The organism is Vibrio sp. 1562, assembly GCF_033340155.1.
GTDB classification, from domain to species: Bacteria; Pseudomonadota; Gammaproteobacteria; order Enterobacterales; family Vibrionaceae; genus Vibrio; species Vibrio alginolyticus.
The window spans coordinates 219,302-235,814 of record NZ_JAWOVY010000004.1; the positions used below are offsets into that span (position 1 = coordinate 219,302).

Consider the following 16,513-nt stretch of genomic DNA (forward strand, 5'->3'; position numbering starts at 1 on the left):
CAGAGGGTTCATCAACATGAAATTCAGCGAATCATGGCTTCGTGAGTGGGTAAACCCTGCGGTTACTACTGACGAGCTAACTCACCAAATTACAATGGCCGGTCTAGAGGTAGACGACGTTCTTCCTGTTGCAGGTTCTTTTACTGGCGTTAAAGTCGGTCACGTTGTTGAATGTGGTCAACACCCAGATGCAGACAAACTGCGCGTAACTAAAGTTGACGTGGGTGAAGAAGAGCTTCTAGACATTGTTTGTGGCGCACCTAACTGTCGCCAAGGTCTGAAAGTAGCAGTAGCAACAGTTGGTGCTGTTCTTCCAGGTGATTTCAAAATCAAAAAAGCGAAACTACGTGGCCAGCCATCTCACGGCATGCTTTGTTCATTCACTGAACTAGGTATCGACGTTGAGTCAGACGGTATCATGGAACTAGCAGAAGACGCAGTAGTCGGTACCGATTTCCGTGAATTCCTAGGTCTAGACGACGTAACAGTAGACGTAGACCTAACGGCAAACCGCGCTGACTGTTTCAGCATTCGTGGTCTAGCTCGTGAAGTTGGCGTACTAAACCGTGCTGACGTGACAGAGCCATTAGTAGAAGCAGTTGCCCCTTCAATCGACGATAAAGTGTCTATCGAAGTGAAAGCTCCTGCTGCGTGTCCTCGTTACCTAGGTCGTGTTATTAAGAACGTAAACGTTCAAGCTGAAACACCACTATGGATGCAAGAGAAACTGCGTCGTTGTGGTATTCGCTCTATCGACCCTGTAGTAGACATCACTAACTACGTTCTTCTAGAGCAAGGCCAACCAATGCACGCATTCGATCTAGCGAAGATCGAAGGTGGCATCGTAGTTCGTATGGCTGAGCAAGGTGAGAAGCTAACGCTTCTTGACGGCAACGAAGCAGAACTAAACGCAGATACACTAGTAGTTGCTGACCACAACAAAGCACTTGCAATCGCAGGTATCTTTGGTGGTGAAGAGTCTGGTGTAACAACTGAGACTAAAGACGTTCTACTAGAGTGTGCATTCTTTGCACCTGACCACATCCGTGGCCGCGCACGTAGCTACGGTCTTCACACTGATTCTTCAATGCGTTTCGAGCGTGGTGTGGATTACGCACTACAAGTGAGCGCAATGGAGCGTGCAACACAGCTTCTTGTTGAAATTTGTGGTGGTGAAGTAGCACCTGTTGTAGCTGTAGAATCTGAAGCAGACCTACCTAAGCCAAACAAAGTTGCACTACGTCGCACGAAACTAGACAACCTACTAGGTCACCACATCGCTGATGCTGATGTAGTAGAAATCCTAGAGCGCCTAGGTTTGACTGTTGAAGCTTCAGAAGAAGGTTGGGTGGCAGTAGCGCCAACATGGCGTTTCGATATCGCTATCGAGCAAGATCTGATTGAAGAAGTTGGCCGTATCTACGGTTACGACAACATTCCTAACCAAAACCCAGCAGCAGCACTTAAGATGCACAACCACGTTGAAGCGGATCTTCCACTGAAACGCGTTCGTGATCTTCTTGTTGACCGTGGTTACCACGAAGCAATCACATACAGCTTCGTTGAGCCTGAGCAGCAAAAGCTAGTTGTACCTGGTGTTGAGCCTCTAGTACTTCCAAACCCAATTTCTGCAGACATGTCAGCAATGCGTCTTGGTCTTATCCAAGGTCTGCTGAACACGGTTGTTCACAACCAGAAGCGTCAACAGCCACGCGTTCGTCTATTCGAATACGGCCTACGTTTCATCCCATGTGAATCTGCAGAAAACGGCATGCGCCAAGAGCCTATGCTAGCGGGTGTTATCGCTGGTACTCGCGGTGAAGAACATTGGGATATCGAAACTAACACGGTTGATTTCTTCGACCTTAAAGGCGATCTAGAAGCGATTCTAGAGCTATCTGCGAACGAAAAAGCGTACTCTTTCGCTGCACTGTCACCTGAAAGCAAAAAAGCTAACCCAGCACTTCACCCAGGTCAATCTGCGGCAATCATCGTAGATGGCAAAGAAGTGGGCGTGATCGGTACCGTTCACCCTGAGCTTGAGCGTAAGTTCGGTCTAAATGGTCGTACTATCGTATTCGAAATCGAATGGTCTGCAATTAACAGCAAAGTGATCCCAGAAGCGGTAGCACTTTCTAAATTCCCTTCAAACCGTCGTGATATCGCGGTAGTAGTGGATGAAGCTGTTGCATCTGGTGACATTGTTAACGCTTGTCTAGAGCAAGGTGGCGAGTTCCTTAAAGATGCAAAACTGTTCGACGTTTACGTAGGTAAAGGCGTTGAAGAAGGTAAGAAGAGCCTAGCAATCGCTCTGACTCTACAGTCACTTGAGCGTACGCTTGAAGATGCAGATATCGCTGGTGCGGTTGACGCTATCGTTGCTCACGTTTCTGAGAAGTTTGGTGCGTCTCTACGTGACTAATCTCGCGTAACGTATCTTCTTAAGAAATGAAAACCCTGCCAGTTTGGCAGGGTTTTTTTATTTTTAGGATTACCTTATCGTTGTTCAAGTTCCTTACTGCTCGCACCACCCCTCATTATTTTAAAATACTAGACCAAACTAGGGATGGCCCTTACCCGAGATTAGGAACGTATTGTTTTTCAGCTAATACACGCTAACGATAGCTTATTGGCGGTTAGGCAGCGAGTGAGAGGGTATAGCTAAGCAGAAGAGGCAGCGTAAGAATGCTGAAAAAGTTGCCAAATAGTACCATTGACGCCACCTTCATGGGTTCTATATTCAGTCTTTCCGCAAATAGGTAATTCATGACGGCTGGCGGCAGCATTGTGAAGAGCACCATCATTTGCAATTGCATCGTTGGAAGGGGAATTAACCAATAAATAAGTGCAAAAGCGACAGCACCAGTTGCCAGTGACTGCACGGTACACAACACACCAATCTTTAAACCGTCCAACCGTAAATGACACATTTGTGCCCCCAGAGATAAAAGCATCACGGGTACGGCCGCTTGCCCAAGTAGAGCAGTGGCTTCGTATAAAGGCGCCCATGCACCCACATTTGACACGTTGAGAAGCAGAGCCAACGACGCTGCTAAAAAGATTGGCATCTTGACTATTTGCTTAAAAGGGTTGCCATGACTAAGCAGCATTACGCCTAAGCTGATATGCAAGCATGCTGACACGACAAATAAAAGCACTGCTGACGACAGCGCAATTTCTCCAAACGTATAGGTAAACAAAGGAATAGCTAGATTTCCGCTATTCCGAAACATATGTGGTGGCGCCCAGGTTTTAAACGAGAGTGACGTCCATCGACATACCGGGATCATGAGTAGTGCGGGAATTAAAACCGCAACAATTGCCGCCAAAAGAAGCGGCCCCTGATTTGAATCGAGCGGCATGCTAACGAGTGACGAAAATACCAGTGCTGGCGTAAAAACCTCAATATTAATGCGGTTTATTGGGCGAAAGTCAGGCTTGATGTAACGACCGACCAAATAGCCAACTCCGACAAGAGCAAAAACAGGGAAAAGAATATTTATGATTTGATTAATCATGGTCGCCTAGAAGCAGTGTAAGAAGCTAATGAGGAAATACACGAACTTCCACATTATCAATCTTTATATATGGCGTCATCGTTAAACAGCGAGAAGCGTGGGTTTAATCAAGCTTTCAAAGCACAGTTGCAAAGTACAGGTGGTCATACCTTTTAATCTAATTGTTACGTATCGAGTTACATACAAATCACTGAATTTACGACAAGTTCTATGTCAAGTGTCTGTTAAATAACCAATATCTGATATTTTTATTAAATAGTGTTTAATGTTGATATTTAAACTACTTTTAGTTTTATAATCTGGATGTTTTTCCTGATAAAGATGAAACAAAAACAAAAATATCAAATTTCTGGCGTTTAACAATAATTTACGTAGTGCTATTCCTTTTGTTCGCCAAGAAAAAAGTTGGCGAAAATCATAAGCTTGTCATACACTTCCTGATGTAACCCCGATATGTTGTTGAATTGGTAGGGTAAAACTGCTCTGGCGCTACACTAACGTAGCATTGTTTAACATAGCTTTGAGGAAAGTTTTATGGCGCTCACAAAAGCCGAACTGGCAGAAAACCTGTTTGATAAATTAGGATTTAGTAAGCGGGACGCCAAGGAAACGGTGGAAGTGTTCTTTGAAGAGATTCGTAAGGCACTGGAAAGTGGCGAACAGGTAAAACTGTCAGGTTTTGGTAACTTTGATCTTCGTGACAAGAATGAACGACCTGGTCGTAACCCGAAAACTGGTGAAGATATTCCAATTACTGCTCGACGTGTAGTGACTTTTCGCCCGGGTCAGAAGTTAAAAGCTCGTGTAGAAAACCTGAAGAAAGTACAGTAAGCCGAATAAATGGATCACGCTAAGGCGTGGTCTTTTTTTGCGTAAAATTCGTGTGCATACAAATGAAAACCACCGCAATGCGGTGGTTTTTCTGTTTATGAGAGACGCTTAATGATATCGGTTACGCCGCTTCTAGATGCGTTGTTAAGTATGGTTGCCATGCTTGTTGGTACAAGTTCTTAGACTGTGTACGCATGTTGCGAATAGAGGCAAGCTCTATTTCGCTTAGCTCACGTTTTTCCAACATCGCTTGACGTTCTAGTTTCTGGATTTTTTCGTATAGGTCGTGTTCGGGACCGCTTTTTACATCTGCGATTGCTTTCAAGTGCAGTTGAACTTCGGCTACTAGGTTTGTTTTTGGTAAACGAACGAGCAAGTTCAAGTCTCTATATCCTGAAGGGCCAGGTTTTTTGAATCGATTTTTTACTTTCACAATAGTTGTTTCACGCTCTAACGTTTCATAAATGGAGACTAAGCTCGCGACGTCTTCAGCTACAATCGTTGCACGTGCTAGGTCAGTAATACGTTCAACTTTCCCATCTAACTCTAAAGCTATCTTTTCTTCTGCTCGTTGTTTGGATTTCACGCCTGCGAAGTATGGCTGAGCGTCATTAAGAAGTGCGGTACTCTTACAGATAGTTTCAAGTTCAAATTGTGCTTGGTGAGCTTTGCTGTAAAGGATGTCGAAGTCAGAATATGGCTGAGTTGGTGTGGTGTCGATTGACTGAATGCCATATAAACCGCTAAGGCTGTGTTTAAAAAGTTTCGAACAAACTTCGTTTTGGCTGGTTGAACGATTTTGTTCGCCACTAGGCGCAGGGGTAATTGGAAGTGCGGCAAATGCCGGTGCACGGCTAAGTACCAAAAGCATCAATGCTGTAGTACGAAGAAATAAGCTCATTCACTCTCCTTAACTTGCTTGTACTTAGAAAATAGGGAACATAAAGGTCGCTAAGTTCGGCAAATCAGGTACTAACTTATAAATGGGGCCATTACGAAAGATTCCAAGGTTTCAGTTTTATCTTGAAGTAGAATCGTGCGTTAGATCACCATTTCTCTTTTCTTTATTCTGATTATCAGATAAAGGCGCGTCTCCTATGAGACCGATTACATCCTATCACCGCAGTATTAACCAAAGATGAACGGCATAGACAAATTGAAAAAAAACGTTAGTCTTACCTCTCAAAATGAAAACAGCCGACAAGTAGAAAGTAAAATGAGAGACCAAGAATTTTGGCATAACAAATGGGCCAGCAATCAGATCGGATTTCACTTGGAAGATGTAAACCCGCTATTACCAGTATATTGGAAACACACTAATCCAAAGCGTGAAGATAAAGTGTTAGTTCCTTTATGTGGAAAGTCAGAAGACTTGATTTGGCTAGCGATGAAGCATGATTCGGTTGAAGGTGTTGAGCTAAGCCATATTGCTGTGCGTGCCTTTTTTGCTGAACATTTTTACACGCCAACGGTAACGCCTCTTAATGGCATGCACGAGCTTTATCAATTTGATGAGCTCTCTATTTATACTGGGGACTTTTTCACTGCACCAGTATCTCAAGCCGATATCATTTATGATCGCGCCGCGTTGGTTGCTTTACCGCAAGATATGCGAGAGGAGTATGTAGAGCGTCTCAAGCAACTTTTGAACCCAGGCGGTCGTATTTTGCTTGTTACACTCAACTATCCTCAAGAAGAGATGGCGGGGCCTCCATTTAGCGTGCCGGTCGAAGAGATTGAGCAGTTATTTTCAGGTTACAAAGTTACTTGTTTGAACGTAGATGAAGCTGACGAGAATCATCCTAAAATTGCGAAAAAAGGCTTAAGTCGCTTCTCTGAAGAAGTGTACTTAATCGAGAGTGAATAGGCTCTCTTCGGTTTGGAACACGAAATAGCGCAGCAATTTGAGCTGCGCTATTTTTGTATGAGTGGTTCGTATTTAATAAATGATATTCACTTTTGAAGCACTTTCAACAGCATCTTGAACGGCTTCTTCGGTGGTTTTTCGTCGCGTAAGGACAACACCTAAACGGCGGCGACCATCGATTTCTGGCTTACCGAATAGACGAACTTGTGTTTGAGGTTGAGCTAAAGCTTTGCTTAGGTTTTCAAAGCGAATGTTTGTGGAAGTTCCTTGTCCAAGAATAACAGCAGACGCAGATGGGCCATATTGCACAATATTATTAATTGGCATTCCGGTAAACGCGCGCACGTGGAGAGCAAACTCAGACATTTCCTGTGAAATCATTGTAACCATACCCGTATCGTGAGGGCGAGGAGAGACCTCATTGAAAATGACTTTATCGCCTTTAACAAATAGCTCTACACCAAAGATGCCGTAGCCACCGAGCGCGTTTACCACTTTCTCAGCCGTGTATTCAGCTGCTTTTACTGCGTTTTCTGACATAGTTTGCGGTTGCCATGATTCGCGGTAGTCGCCATCTTCCTGACGATGACCAATTGGAGCACAGAAATGCACACCGTCAACGGCTCTGATGGTCAATAAAGTGATTTCGTAATCGAAGTCGATAAAACCCTCCACGATAACGCGACCTGCACCCGTACGCCCGCCTTCCTGAGCGTAATCCCATGCTTTTGTAACGTCGTCTTCGGTCTTGATAACACTTTGCCCTTTACCTGAAGAGCTCATCACAGGCTTCACCACGCACGGAATACCCACATGCTCAACCGCGGCTTTGAAGTCTTCAAAGTTATCTGCAAAACGATAAGGTGAAGTCGTCAATTCCAGTTCTTCTGCTGCCAAACGTCGGATACCTTCACGATTCATTGTTAGCCTGGTTGCCTTAGCGGTTGGAACAACATTCAGTCCTTTTTCTTCAAGCTCTACCAGTTTGCCGGTTGCGATGGCTTCAATTTCTGGTACGACGTAAGTAGGTTGTTCCTTCGTAATAACTTCTTCTAAGGCGTTCCCATCTAACATGTCGATAACATAACTACGGTGAGCGACTTGCATCGCTGGAGCATTGGCATAGCGATCACAAGCAATCACTTCTAAACCAAGTCTCTGGCATTCAATGGCGACTTCTTTACCGAGTTCGCCAGAACCTAAAAGTAATACACGGGTAGCATTTGCGCTAGTTGCAGTGCCAAACATAGTGTTCCCTTACAAAATAGAGTGATGAGACAGAAATTGCAGGAGATCATACTGAAGTTTCATGACAAAGCAAACGTTTGCTTTTGGTTTTTAGGTAATAAAAAAGCTCTACATGTTGTAGAGCTTTTTGTTGAATTTGTCGTTTATACGTTGACAAAACTAAGCGGAATATCTGGATTCAACGCTTCCAACGTTGATTGCGTATCGGCTAAGTGACTGATCTTACCTTCAGAGTTTTCTACCAATGCAGCGGCTTTGATGCTGTCAAAGGTTTCACCCGCAAGTAAAACTTGGATTAGCGCAACTTGTAGCGGTGGCAAGCTAGGATTAAACGCTGCATTTTCTGCATAAGCGCCTTGGAATACACGGCCGCTAGTCATCTCTAATGCTAAACCACTCAAGTTGTTGGTGTATGGAGAGTGGCTCATGTTCATCGCTTCAACTGCACTTTGGATGAGTGCGTCTTCATCATCACATGAGAATTGGTGTTTAACTTCTGCCATTAAGCCGGACTCGATACCGAGATCGTTTGGTCCAAAGGCTTCAGGCAGGTATTCATGAAGTGACTTTTCTTCGCGTTCTGGGAGCTGGATTTTAAGCTCGTTTGCGGTAGATAACTCATTCATGAACTGGCGGCAGTGACCACATGGGCTGAAGTTGATAGTGATATCCTTAACACCACGTTCGCCTTTCATCCAAGCATGGCTAATCGCAGACTGCTCTGCGTGAACCGTTTGACCCAACTGTACACCAAAGAATTCCATGTTGGCACCGAAGTAAAGGCGACCTGAAAGACCACGAACGATAGCGCCGACATAAAAGTCAGAAAGGGGAGCATAGGAGTACGCTGCGGCAAAAGGAAGTAGCGCAACACGAAGCTCTTTGTCTGATAGACCGGTAGCTGAAAGCAACTGCTCAAATTGTTGAACTGAAAGCGTAGCATCAAAATCATCAGCTTGGATGATAGGAGCAAGTTGTTTGGAAAGTGCTTCTGGAGCGCCTGCTAGCGCCTGTTCAATGCGACTTTTCATGTTGAATCCTTGTTATTGCATGGACAGTTATTCTATGTGAAAGATAGAAATGTTCCGTGCGTTAGATCACGATAAATAATGCAATTGATAATTCTGTTACATAATTAGAGTGAGCTCACACATGTATTCGATTGCACAGGTGTGAAGCGTTATCTCCGTCTCACAATTAACCATATCAGTATATATTCATATGACCAAGGAGCAGGAGTATGTTACCAACGCGACTTTTACCGCTATGCTACTTTATACTTACGTAATCTAGAGCGAGTGGTAGCAGCTAGAATGCTAATGCTATGAATGTATATCTCAGTCAAGTCCCTTCACGATATTACTGGGTGAGTTTGATAGATAAGATAGGGTTTTGAAAAGGGATAAGTAAGAAACGGAAAGGCTACGGCCTGCCGGAAGGAGGGCAGACCGAGAGCGCTTAACTATTGATATAGCCAGACCGCCAAAGCAAAAAAACTTGGAGCCAAAATAGAAGTTATGATCCCACATAAAACCAATGCGAGTGATGAGAACGCGGCATCTATGGGCTGTTTCTCTGCACAAGTAGCGGTGCCTAAGGCATGAGAGACTGTACCCATTGTCAGACCACGTGCAATCGGGTGTTTAATTCCAATTAAGTTGTAAATTGGGTATGCCAAAATCGCGCCCAATAAACCAACAATCAGAACCAAGATCGCCGCAACGGCAGCTTCACCACCGAGGTGACTCGAAATTTCCATTGCTATTGGCGTAGTGACGGATTTACCCACTAGACTTGCGATTAAACTGATATCCGCTTTGAAAGCGACTGCGATCAAGGTGGTTGTCATCATCGACATCACACTGCCTACTGTGCAAGCAAAAGTGATGATTCGCCAGTTTGCTTTAATTTGTGGTAGTTGTTCATATAACGGGTAAGCCAGAGCAACTACGGCTGGTTGAAGTAAAAAACTGATCCCTTCGTTATCCGCATAATACGTTTCAAACGGTACATTTAAGTAAGTAAGCAAAGGAATGAGCACTGCAATACTGATCAGCAAAGGATTTGCTAGAGGATTATTCACTTTGATTGCAATTTGGCGCGCGACAAGAAAAACCGCAATGGTAACAACTAACCACATATCAGTGCTTCTCCTTTAGCAAGTAGTCCAGCAGCCAAGCGAGGCTGACTAGTACAATGAGTGAGCCTCCAACTGCGCTAGCAATGATAGGGAGGGCATTAGCGAGTAGCATATCGAAATGTTGCATTAATCCGACGCTAATAGGAACGAACAATAAGATCATATAGCGGATAAATAGCGTGGCGCCCGGTTTGACCCAGTCGACTTTTACAAGCCCAAGAGTCATGGAGAAAAACAGTACGAGCATACCGATGACACTTCCTGGAACGGAAACGCCAGTGAACTTTTGAATGGTAATTCCGATGCCAAGTGCTCCCATGATGAGGAAGATTGAAATGAGCAGTTGGATCAGTTGTAAGAATCGTTCTTTAATCATTTTGACAGTATATAAACAACAAGCACACCATAAGGTGCGCTTGTATTAGGAGGAGTTAGGAAGCTAAGCTCTCTACATAACAGTACACGGATTTTAATATCGCAATCTTCTTTTCGTCACTTTCATGTTCGTGAACTAAGTTTTCTAAATTCAGCATGTACTCTTCAATTTGGCTTTCAAACACTTCTCGACAGTGTAGTGCCCAGCGTCTTTGTTCTTGCTCGTCTAATGTGCCTGGGAAGTTACGCGCACGATAGCGGAACAATAGAGGTTTAATGCGCTTGTCATCAAATTCAATGTCTAATGCAGCAAGATTATTCGGGTCGGTTTCTCGAATGATATCCATAGCTGCGCGATCAGCCGGAGAAAAGAACCCGTCGTAAAGCTGTGTATCGACGTCATCACTTTTATCGAATTTACGCTCGACTGAAAAGAGGCTAATCAGCTTTTCTCTAATTTCAGGATGTTGGCGCAACAAAGCGAGATTAGCGAGACATTGCTGGCGATCAATGCCAATAGACTCCGCATTTTCAGCCGTTAACGTTTTTGCAGGGGCGAGAATAGGGCATTTGTTCAAATGAACTAGTTTAACTGGCACTGGTAGCAATTCACCAAGATCTTCGCGCTTAGTGTAGAGTCTTTCGTGCAGCTCTTCTGCGGATAGTTCAAGAATAGGTTGAGGGTCTTTCGCTAAATCGATGGTGATAACGGCGTTATTATTGGTTGGATGCCAAGCAACAGGCACAATCCAGCTAGTGTACTGGCATTCGCGCCCTAGCATGCCTGAAACGTGCATCAACGGTGTCATGTTGACGATGTCGACTAAATCATTGAGCTTGCGCTTTTGGCGCATAGAAAAAAAGTAATCAAACAATTTTGGTTGCGCTGCTTTTACTTTCTTTGCCATTTCGATAGTCGCAACCACATCTGCCATGGCATCGTGCGCGTTACTATGTTCTATGCCGTTAGCCACAGACAAGTGTTCTAATTTAAAGCTAGTGAAGCCATCTTCGTTTTCTGGCCATTCTACGCCTTCTGGGCGAAGGGCATGGCACGCGCGTAGTACATCGAGTAAATCCCAACGTGAGTTACCGTTTTGCCAACTCCATGCGTATGGATCGATAAAGTTGCGATAACAAGTATAACGGGTCACTTCGTCATCAAAGCGAATGCTGTTGTAGCCTAAACTGGTAGTATTTGGTTTCGCGAGTTCAGTGTGAATCTTAGCGATAAACTCTGGCTCAGAAAGGCCTTCTTGAACCGTTTTTTGCGGAGTAATACCAGTAATAAGCGCAGCTTCAGGAGACGGAAGATAATCAGCCGGTGGTTGACAGTACATGACTAAAGGCTCGCCGATGATATTAAAGTTTTCATCTGTACGAACACCAGCGAACTGGCTTGGGCGATCTTTCGCGGGGTTGGTTCCCCATGTCTCATAATCAAAGAAGAAAAAAGTGGGCTGATTATCTTGGTGCATTCTGCTTACCGTTTACAAAACCGATGACAGTATTAGACCATTCAACGCCTTGACTAGCAACGAAAGATGCAAGTTGAATTTTTTGAAAATGAAAAAAGCCGATGGCGAACCATCGGCTTGATATTTTACGTTTTATCGCTTTGGAAGGAATTTGAGTTCTATGCTCGTGTTTCTTCCAATGTTGCTTCACTTTCTGGTGACTTCAGCACTCTGCTAGCAATTGTACCCGCAGTCATTGAGCCTGAAACGTTTAGTGCGGTACGTGCCATGTCAATCAATGGTTCAATAGAGATAAGCAGCGCTGCGATGGTCACAGGTAAGCCCATTGCAGGAAGAACAATCAAGGCTGCAAACGTCGCACCGCCGCCGACACCTGCAATACCAAATGAGCTGATGGTGATAATCGCAATCAATGACAGGATAAAGTGTAGATCAAGTGGGTTGATGCCCATTGTTGGAGCTACCATCACTGCCAGCATTGCAGGATAGATACCCGCACAGCCGTTTTGGCCGATAGTGGCACCAAACGATGCTGATAGGTTTGCAATCGCTGGTGGTACGTTAAGCTTGGTGATTTGCGCTTCTACGTTTAGTGGAATTGTTGCTGCTGAGCTACGAGATGTAAACGCGAAGGTCAGTACAGGCCAGATTTTCTTAAAGTATTCCGCAGGGCTAACGCCAACAAAAGAGACCAATACGCCATGAACAACAAACATCAGTGCGATAGCAACATAAGACGCCACAATAAAGCCAAGTAGGTTTAGGATGTCGCCTGCGCTTGATGTCGCTACCACTTTTGCCATCAGTGCTGCGATGCCGTATGGCGTTAGGGCCATGATCATCTTCACTAATCGCATAACGATAGATTGAGCAGCTTCTACGAAAGTACGAATCGGTGATTCCAACTCTGCTTTTTCTATCATCACTTTACGAGCGGCGATACCAGTTAACACGCCGAAAATCACAACAGCGATAATCGATGTCGAGCGAGCACCTGTTAGATCAGCAAATGGGTTGGTTGGAATGAAACTAACTAGCATTTGAGGAATAGTTAGGTCACTTACTGTACCGGCACGGCTTTCTAAAACGGCGATACGAGCGGTTTCACGCGCACCTTCAGTTAACCCTTCTGCTGAAAGGCCAAATGTCGTTGTCACCAAGATACCGATAAGTGCAGCAATTGCAGTCGTTACTAAAAGAACAGAGATGGTCAGGCCAGAAATTTTTCCTAAAGAGCCACCTTTCTCCAATTTAACAACTGCAGAGATCATCGATACTAACACCAGTGGCATGATGACCATTTTCAGTAGACCAACGTAGCCACTGCCTACAATGCCTACCCATTCAAGTGTTTGAGCAATTGCGCTGTTGCCTTCACCGTGAATGAGTTGCAAAGCAAGCCCAAAAAGAGAACCGGTAACAAGACCGATCAAAACGAGACGTGAAAGAGTGTGTTTCTTTTGTTGTTGATTAAATAGAAAGAACAATATTCCAACAAAGACGGCTAGAGAGGCTATCACTGCAAAATTCATAATTTTACCTTATCAACCAGCCGAAGTGGCGGTTGTATTTTATACGGGGTTTTATACGGATTTATTTATGGAGCGTAAGATAACGCTCGTGATATAACTTTAAAAATGACAAACGGGTATTAGCTAGATCTAAAATGAATATAAAAACGAGATCTAAGTCGCGTGAGAGTGTGAATTAGCACGTTAATTGTACAAAATGGTTATTCGTAGTGATGCAGTAAGTCACGCATTTCTTTCCTTTGTAAGTAAACCACCGAGTCTTCTTGATAACTGAAAAGTTGATAAATCATCGCTTTGGCGACATCTTCTGCTCGAATCGGTAAAAAGTTGGACAGTTTGCCAAGCATGAATGGGCGAATTACCTTAAACAGAGTTTGTACTAACTTCTCGTCCATTCTTGGGCTTTGACGTTGACCAACAAGCGGGCCTGGGCGAACAAATACGATTTCCTCAAAATCCATAGCTTCGATTCGTTGTTCCATTTGTCCTTTACAAGCTAAGTAATGGGATGGCGATTTACTATTTGCACCGAGGCTAGAAACAACCGCAAGGCGTTTAACTCCGATTGTTTTCATCTGCTGGGCGACTTTACACACCAGATCAACATCTACTCTACGCAAATTATCCTTACTGCCTGCTTGCTTAAGGGTCGTGCCTAAACAGATAAAGCCGATGGTTGGTGTTGGTTGGTTCTCATCCCATTGGTGGATAGAAAGGTCTGCATCAATGAGAGGAATAAGCTTGTTTTCCACATCTAGGACGCCATCGAGTGGGCGGCGAGAAAGATAATATAGGGTTCCAACACCTGATTGATTTATGAGGTTTGCAATGACTTTTGAGCCTACTAAGCCAGTTGCACCGGCGATGATTGCGCAGGTGTTGTTATCCATATCTTTTCTCCTATATGGGAACATAGTCTAAGCTATTGTAGCGGATTTCAACGAGTTACTTATCATCTCGTGCAAGAAAGGTGAGACGCTCTGCGAACTCGGCAGACTATCCTGAGATAAACTTGATTAGCGCTGCCCCAATTGGATGCAAGTGTATACAATAGTGGGCGCGCAAAAACTGTCGCTGAACAAGACCTCTTGAACAACAGAACACCTCTCACCCAGACAACATCAAAGGAACGTAAAAAATGGATGACTCTTTTGCTGCGGAGATACAAGCACGCATAGATAACAAAACCAAACCCGTCGGTTCTTTAGGCTTATTGGAAAAGGTGGCACTGCAGTTAGCTCTTATTCAAAGTCAGAATAAACCTCAGCCAGTTGATTCCATCGCTATCTGCAAACCAAGCATGCTGGTATTTGCTGGAGATCACGGCGTTGCAGAGGAGGGCGTGAGCATTGCGCCAAGCGAAGTCACTCAGCAAATGGTGGCTAACTTTCTCGCTGGCGGCGCAGCCATCAACTGTTTTTGCGACATTAATGGCATTCAACTCAAAGTAATAGATTGCGGCATGTTGGCTCCTATTGATGTGCTGGTTCCAGAATTTAAATCCCATCCCAACTTGGTTGAACAACGGTTGGGTAACGGTACGGCTAATTTTTCTAAACAATCAGCGATGTCCCCAGAACAAGTGGCGTTAGGTTTAGAATATGGTGCGAAGATTGCTGAGCATACCATTTTGCATGGTTCAAACCTCTTAATGTTCGGCGAGATGGGCATCGGTAATACCAGTTCGGCCTCAGCACTGTTATCGGCGCTGAGCTCATTAGATATTGATTATTGTGTTGGCGTTGGCACCGGAATCAATCAACAGCAGTTGAGCCGCAAATATAAACTGGTAGCACAGGGGGTAAACCGATGTCGAGGTCTTGATACCAAAGCGATTCTCGCACAGGTTGGGGGCTTTGAAATCGTACAAATGGTGGGCGCTTTTTTAGAAGCCAAGCGGCTTAAAACTCCAGTTTTAGTGGATGGGTTTATCGTATCGGTAGCGGCTTATATTGCGACGTTGTTAGACGAAGAAACGCGTGAATACATGTTGTTTGCCCATCGCTCTGAAGAAAATGGACATAAATTTGTATTGGAACATCTTAAAGCCGAACCTCTGCTCGACCTTGGTTTACGGCTAGGGGAGGGAACAGGAGCCGCTCTTGCCTTACTCTTGTTAAAAGCTGCCGCCCAGTTTTACAACAAAATGGCGAGCTTTGAGAGTGCAGGAGTTACAGTTTAGTGTCAGTCCCTGATAATTCTGAGAAAGTCACGCCGTCATCGTTAAGATACCAGTGGGAGTTATTTCTATTAGCTACCAGTTTTTTTAGCCGCTTACCCGTGCCCCAAGCGTTGCCTTACAGTGAAGAACGCATGAATCAGGCAGGCCGTTACTTTGCGTTAGTTGGTCTCGTGCTTGGAGCACTTTGCGCTTTGGTATTCTCGCTCACCTCAATTTTTTTTCCAGAGTCGGTTGCCATAGTATTAACGATGGTGTTTAGCTTATTGTTAACTGGGGCTTTTCACGAAGACGGCTTGACCGATATGGCGGATGGCATTGGCGGTGGCATGACCGTAGAGCGACGCCTCTCTATTATGAAAGACAGTCGTATTGGCACTTATGGTGCCGCCACTCTCATTATGGCGTTATTGGCTAAGTATGTTTTTTGGAGTGAACTGGCTAACTTGCCGCACTTTTGGTTGGTCATTGTCGTCGCTTACACCGCAAGCCGAGCACTAGCAGCGACGCTTATTTATGACATGCCTTATGTCAGTGACAGTGATACGTCGAAAAGTAAACCGCTAGCAAGTCGCCAGTCTTCTCTAGAAGTCTCCATTTTGTTGTTTACTGGTGGCGTAACATTGCTTGTGCTTGGTATCGCGGATGCGATCTTGATATCGCTTGTTCTCGTGGTATTTCGTTTGATGTTCAAACGTTGGTTAACCAAGAGAATTGGCGGCTTTACGGGGGATTGCCTTGGCGCAGCGCAACAGTTGTCGGAACTGCTTATTTATCTCACTATGATTGGGTTGTATCACTCCTCATGAAGCAATTGATACTCGGTGGCGCGCGCTCTGGGAAGTCGCATTTGGCAGAAAAAACAGCTAAGCAATTATCGGTCGCTTCTCATCGATCATTACACTATGTTGCAACCGCGCTGCCATTTGACCAAGAAATGCGAGAGCGAATAGCGCATCATCAAAAGCAACGCGGGGGCGAGTGGCAAGAGCATGAATGCCCCCTTCATTTATCTGAGTTACTGACAAATTTCGCTATCACCGATGTTGTATTGATCGACTGTTTAACCTTGTGGCTCAACAATTGGATATTTGAGTTAGGTGATGAATGTTCCAATGAGAAGCTAGAAGCAGAAATTGAAAAGCTTATACAGGTGGTACGTGGCTCAGATGCGACGTTAATATTCGTCTCTAACGAGGTTGGAATGGGCATTGTACCTTTGGGGGCGGTTAGTCGTTATTTTGTGGATAATGCAGGACGGATGAATCAAAAACTAGCCAGTGTTTGCCATCGCGTTACCTTTGTTGCTGCTGGTTTGCCGTTGGTTCTTAAAGAGTAGGATGGA

15 protein-coding genes are annotated in these 16,513 nt (G+C 44.6%); 6 read left to right on the top strand and 9 right to left on the bottom strand.

All coding sequences use genetic code 11. The features are described from left to right. The first annotated feature begins 16 nt into the window (after positions 1-16). Positions 17-2,422 (top strand): phenylalanine--tRNA ligase subunit beta, encoded by a 2,406-nt coding sequence (gene pheT / locus R7Z49_RS06160; RefSeq protein WP_053303165.1) that lies wholly within the window; start codon positions 17-19, stop codon positions 2,420-2,422. A 214-nt stretch (positions 2,423-2,636) separates the two neighbouring features. On the opposite strand, the gene R7Z49_RS06165 is transcribed toward pheT, so the two are convergent. Next, positions 2,637-3,518 (bottom strand): AEC family transporter, encoded by an 882-nt coding sequence (locus tag R7Z49_RS06165; protein WP_318111458.1) that lies wholly within the window; start codon positions 3,516-3,518, stop codon positions 2,637-2,639. A 534-nt stretch (positions 3,519-4,052) separates the two neighbouring features. Here R7Z49_RS06165 and ihfA point away from each other — a divergent pair. Further along, positions 4,053-4,349: an integration host factor subunit alpha gene (gene ihfA / locus R7Z49_RS06170; protein WP_005377899.1), complete on the top strand. Its 297-nt coding sequence runs from the start codon at positions 4,053-4,055 to the stop codon at positions 4,347-4,349. A 121-nt stretch (positions 4,350-4,470) separates the two neighbouring features. Here ihfA and R7Z49_RS06175 read toward each other — a convergent pair whose 3' ends face one another. After that, entirely contained in the window at positions 4,471-5,250 is a 780-nt protein-coding gene (locus R7Z49_RS06175; protein ID WP_025766820.1) for a phosphoribosylglycinamide formyltransferase, read from the bottom strand. Positions 5,251-5,565: 315 nt separating this feature from the next. On the opposite strand from R7Z49_RS06175, the gene R7Z49_RS06180 reads away from it, so the two are divergent. Then, on the top strand, positions 5,566-6,216 hold the full coding sequence (locus tag R7Z49_RS06180; RefSeq protein WP_021707633.1) for a thiopurine S-methyltransferase: 651 nt from the start codon (positions 5,566-5,568) through the stop codon (positions 6,214-6,216). 72 nt (positions 6,217-6,288) lie between these two features. Here R7Z49_RS06180 and purT read toward each other — a convergent pair whose 3' ends face one another. From purT to R7Z49_RS06215, 7 genes are all read right to left on the bottom strand, one after another. Further along, the gene (gene purT / locus R7Z49_RS06185; RefSeq protein WP_017633939.1) at positions 6,289-7,464 is read right to left on the bottom strand and encodes a formate-dependent phosphoribosylglycinamide formyltransferase; all 1,176 of its coding nucleotides are present in this window, start codon (positions 7,462-7,464) and stop codon (positions 6,289-6,291) included. A 143-nt stretch (positions 7,465-7,607) separates the two neighbouring features. Continuing rightward, the gene (cdd, locus tag R7Z49_RS06190) at positions 7,608-8,495 is read right to left on the bottom strand and encodes a cytidine deaminase (protein WP_005377892.1); all 888 of its coding nucleotides are present in this window, start codon (positions 8,493-8,495) and stop codon (positions 7,608-7,610) included. A 431-nt stretch (positions 8,496-8,926) separates the two neighbouring features. After that, the gene (locus R7Z49_RS06195; RefSeq protein ID WP_005377888.1) at positions 8,927-9,604 is read right to left on the bottom strand and encodes an LrgB family protein; all 678 of its coding nucleotides are present in this window, start codon (positions 9,602-9,604) and stop codon (positions 8,927-8,929) included. 1 nt (position 9,605) lies between these two features. Next, the gene (locus R7Z49_RS06200; RefSeq protein ID WP_005397786.1) at positions 9,606-9,980 is read right to left on the bottom strand and encodes a CidA/LrgA family protein; all 375 of its coding nucleotides are present in this window, start codon (positions 9,978-9,980) and stop codon (positions 9,606-9,608) included. A gap of 55 nt (positions 9,981-10,035) precedes the next feature. Continuing rightward, on the bottom strand, positions 10,036-11,457 hold the full coding sequence (gene sbcB, locus R7Z49_RS06205; RefSeq protein ID WP_318111460.1) for an exodeoxyribonuclease I: 1,422 nt from the start codon (positions 11,455-11,457) through the stop codon (positions 10,036-10,038). A 158-nt stretch (positions 11,458-11,615) separates the two neighbouring features. Continuing rightward, positions 11,616-12,989, bottom strand: a complete 1,374-nt coding sequence (locus R7Z49_RS06210; RefSeq protein ID WP_025766775.1) for an L-cystine transporter — start codon at positions 12,987-12,989, stop codon at positions 11,616-11,618. Positions 12,990-13,189: 200 nt separating this feature from the next. Then, the gene (locus R7Z49_RS06215; RefSeq protein ID WP_047100706.1) at positions 13,190-13,879 is read right to left on the bottom strand and encodes an NAD(P)H-binding protein; all 690 of its coding nucleotides are present in this window, start codon (positions 13,877-13,879) and stop codon (positions 13,190-13,192) included. Between the two features lie 248 nt (positions 13,880-14,127). Between R7Z49_RS06215 and cobT the strand changes: the two genes are divergently transcribed. The 3 genes from cobT to cobU are packed head-to-tail and all read left to right on the top strand — an operon-like array spanning position 14,128 to position 16,507. Beyond that, positions 14,128-15,171: a nicotinate-nucleotide--dimethylbenzimidazole phosphoribosyltransferase gene (gene cobT / locus R7Z49_RS06220; protein ID WP_047100705.1), complete on the top strand. Its 1,044-nt coding sequence runs from the start codon at positions 14,128-14,130 to the stop codon at positions 15,169-15,171. Further along, positions 15,171-15,977 carry an adenosylcobinamide-GDP ribazoletransferase gene (locus R7Z49_RS06225; RefSeq protein ID WP_054576446.1) on the top strand — a complete coding sequence of 269 codons (807 nt, stop codon included), beginning with the start codon at positions 15,171-15,173 and terminating at the stop codon, positions 15,975-15,977. Before cobT ends, R7Z49_RS06225 begins: the two co-directional genes overlap by 1 nt. After that, on the top strand, positions 15,974-16,507 hold the full coding sequence (cobU, locus tag R7Z49_RS06230) for a bifunctional adenosylcobinamide kinase/adenosylcobinamide-phosphate guanylyltransferase (protein WP_065274411.1): 534 nt from the start codon (positions 15,974-15,976) through the stop codon (positions 16,505-16,507). Before R7Z49_RS06225 ends, cobU begins: the two co-directional genes overlap by 4 nt. Positions 16,508-16,513: the final 6 nt, after the last annotated feature.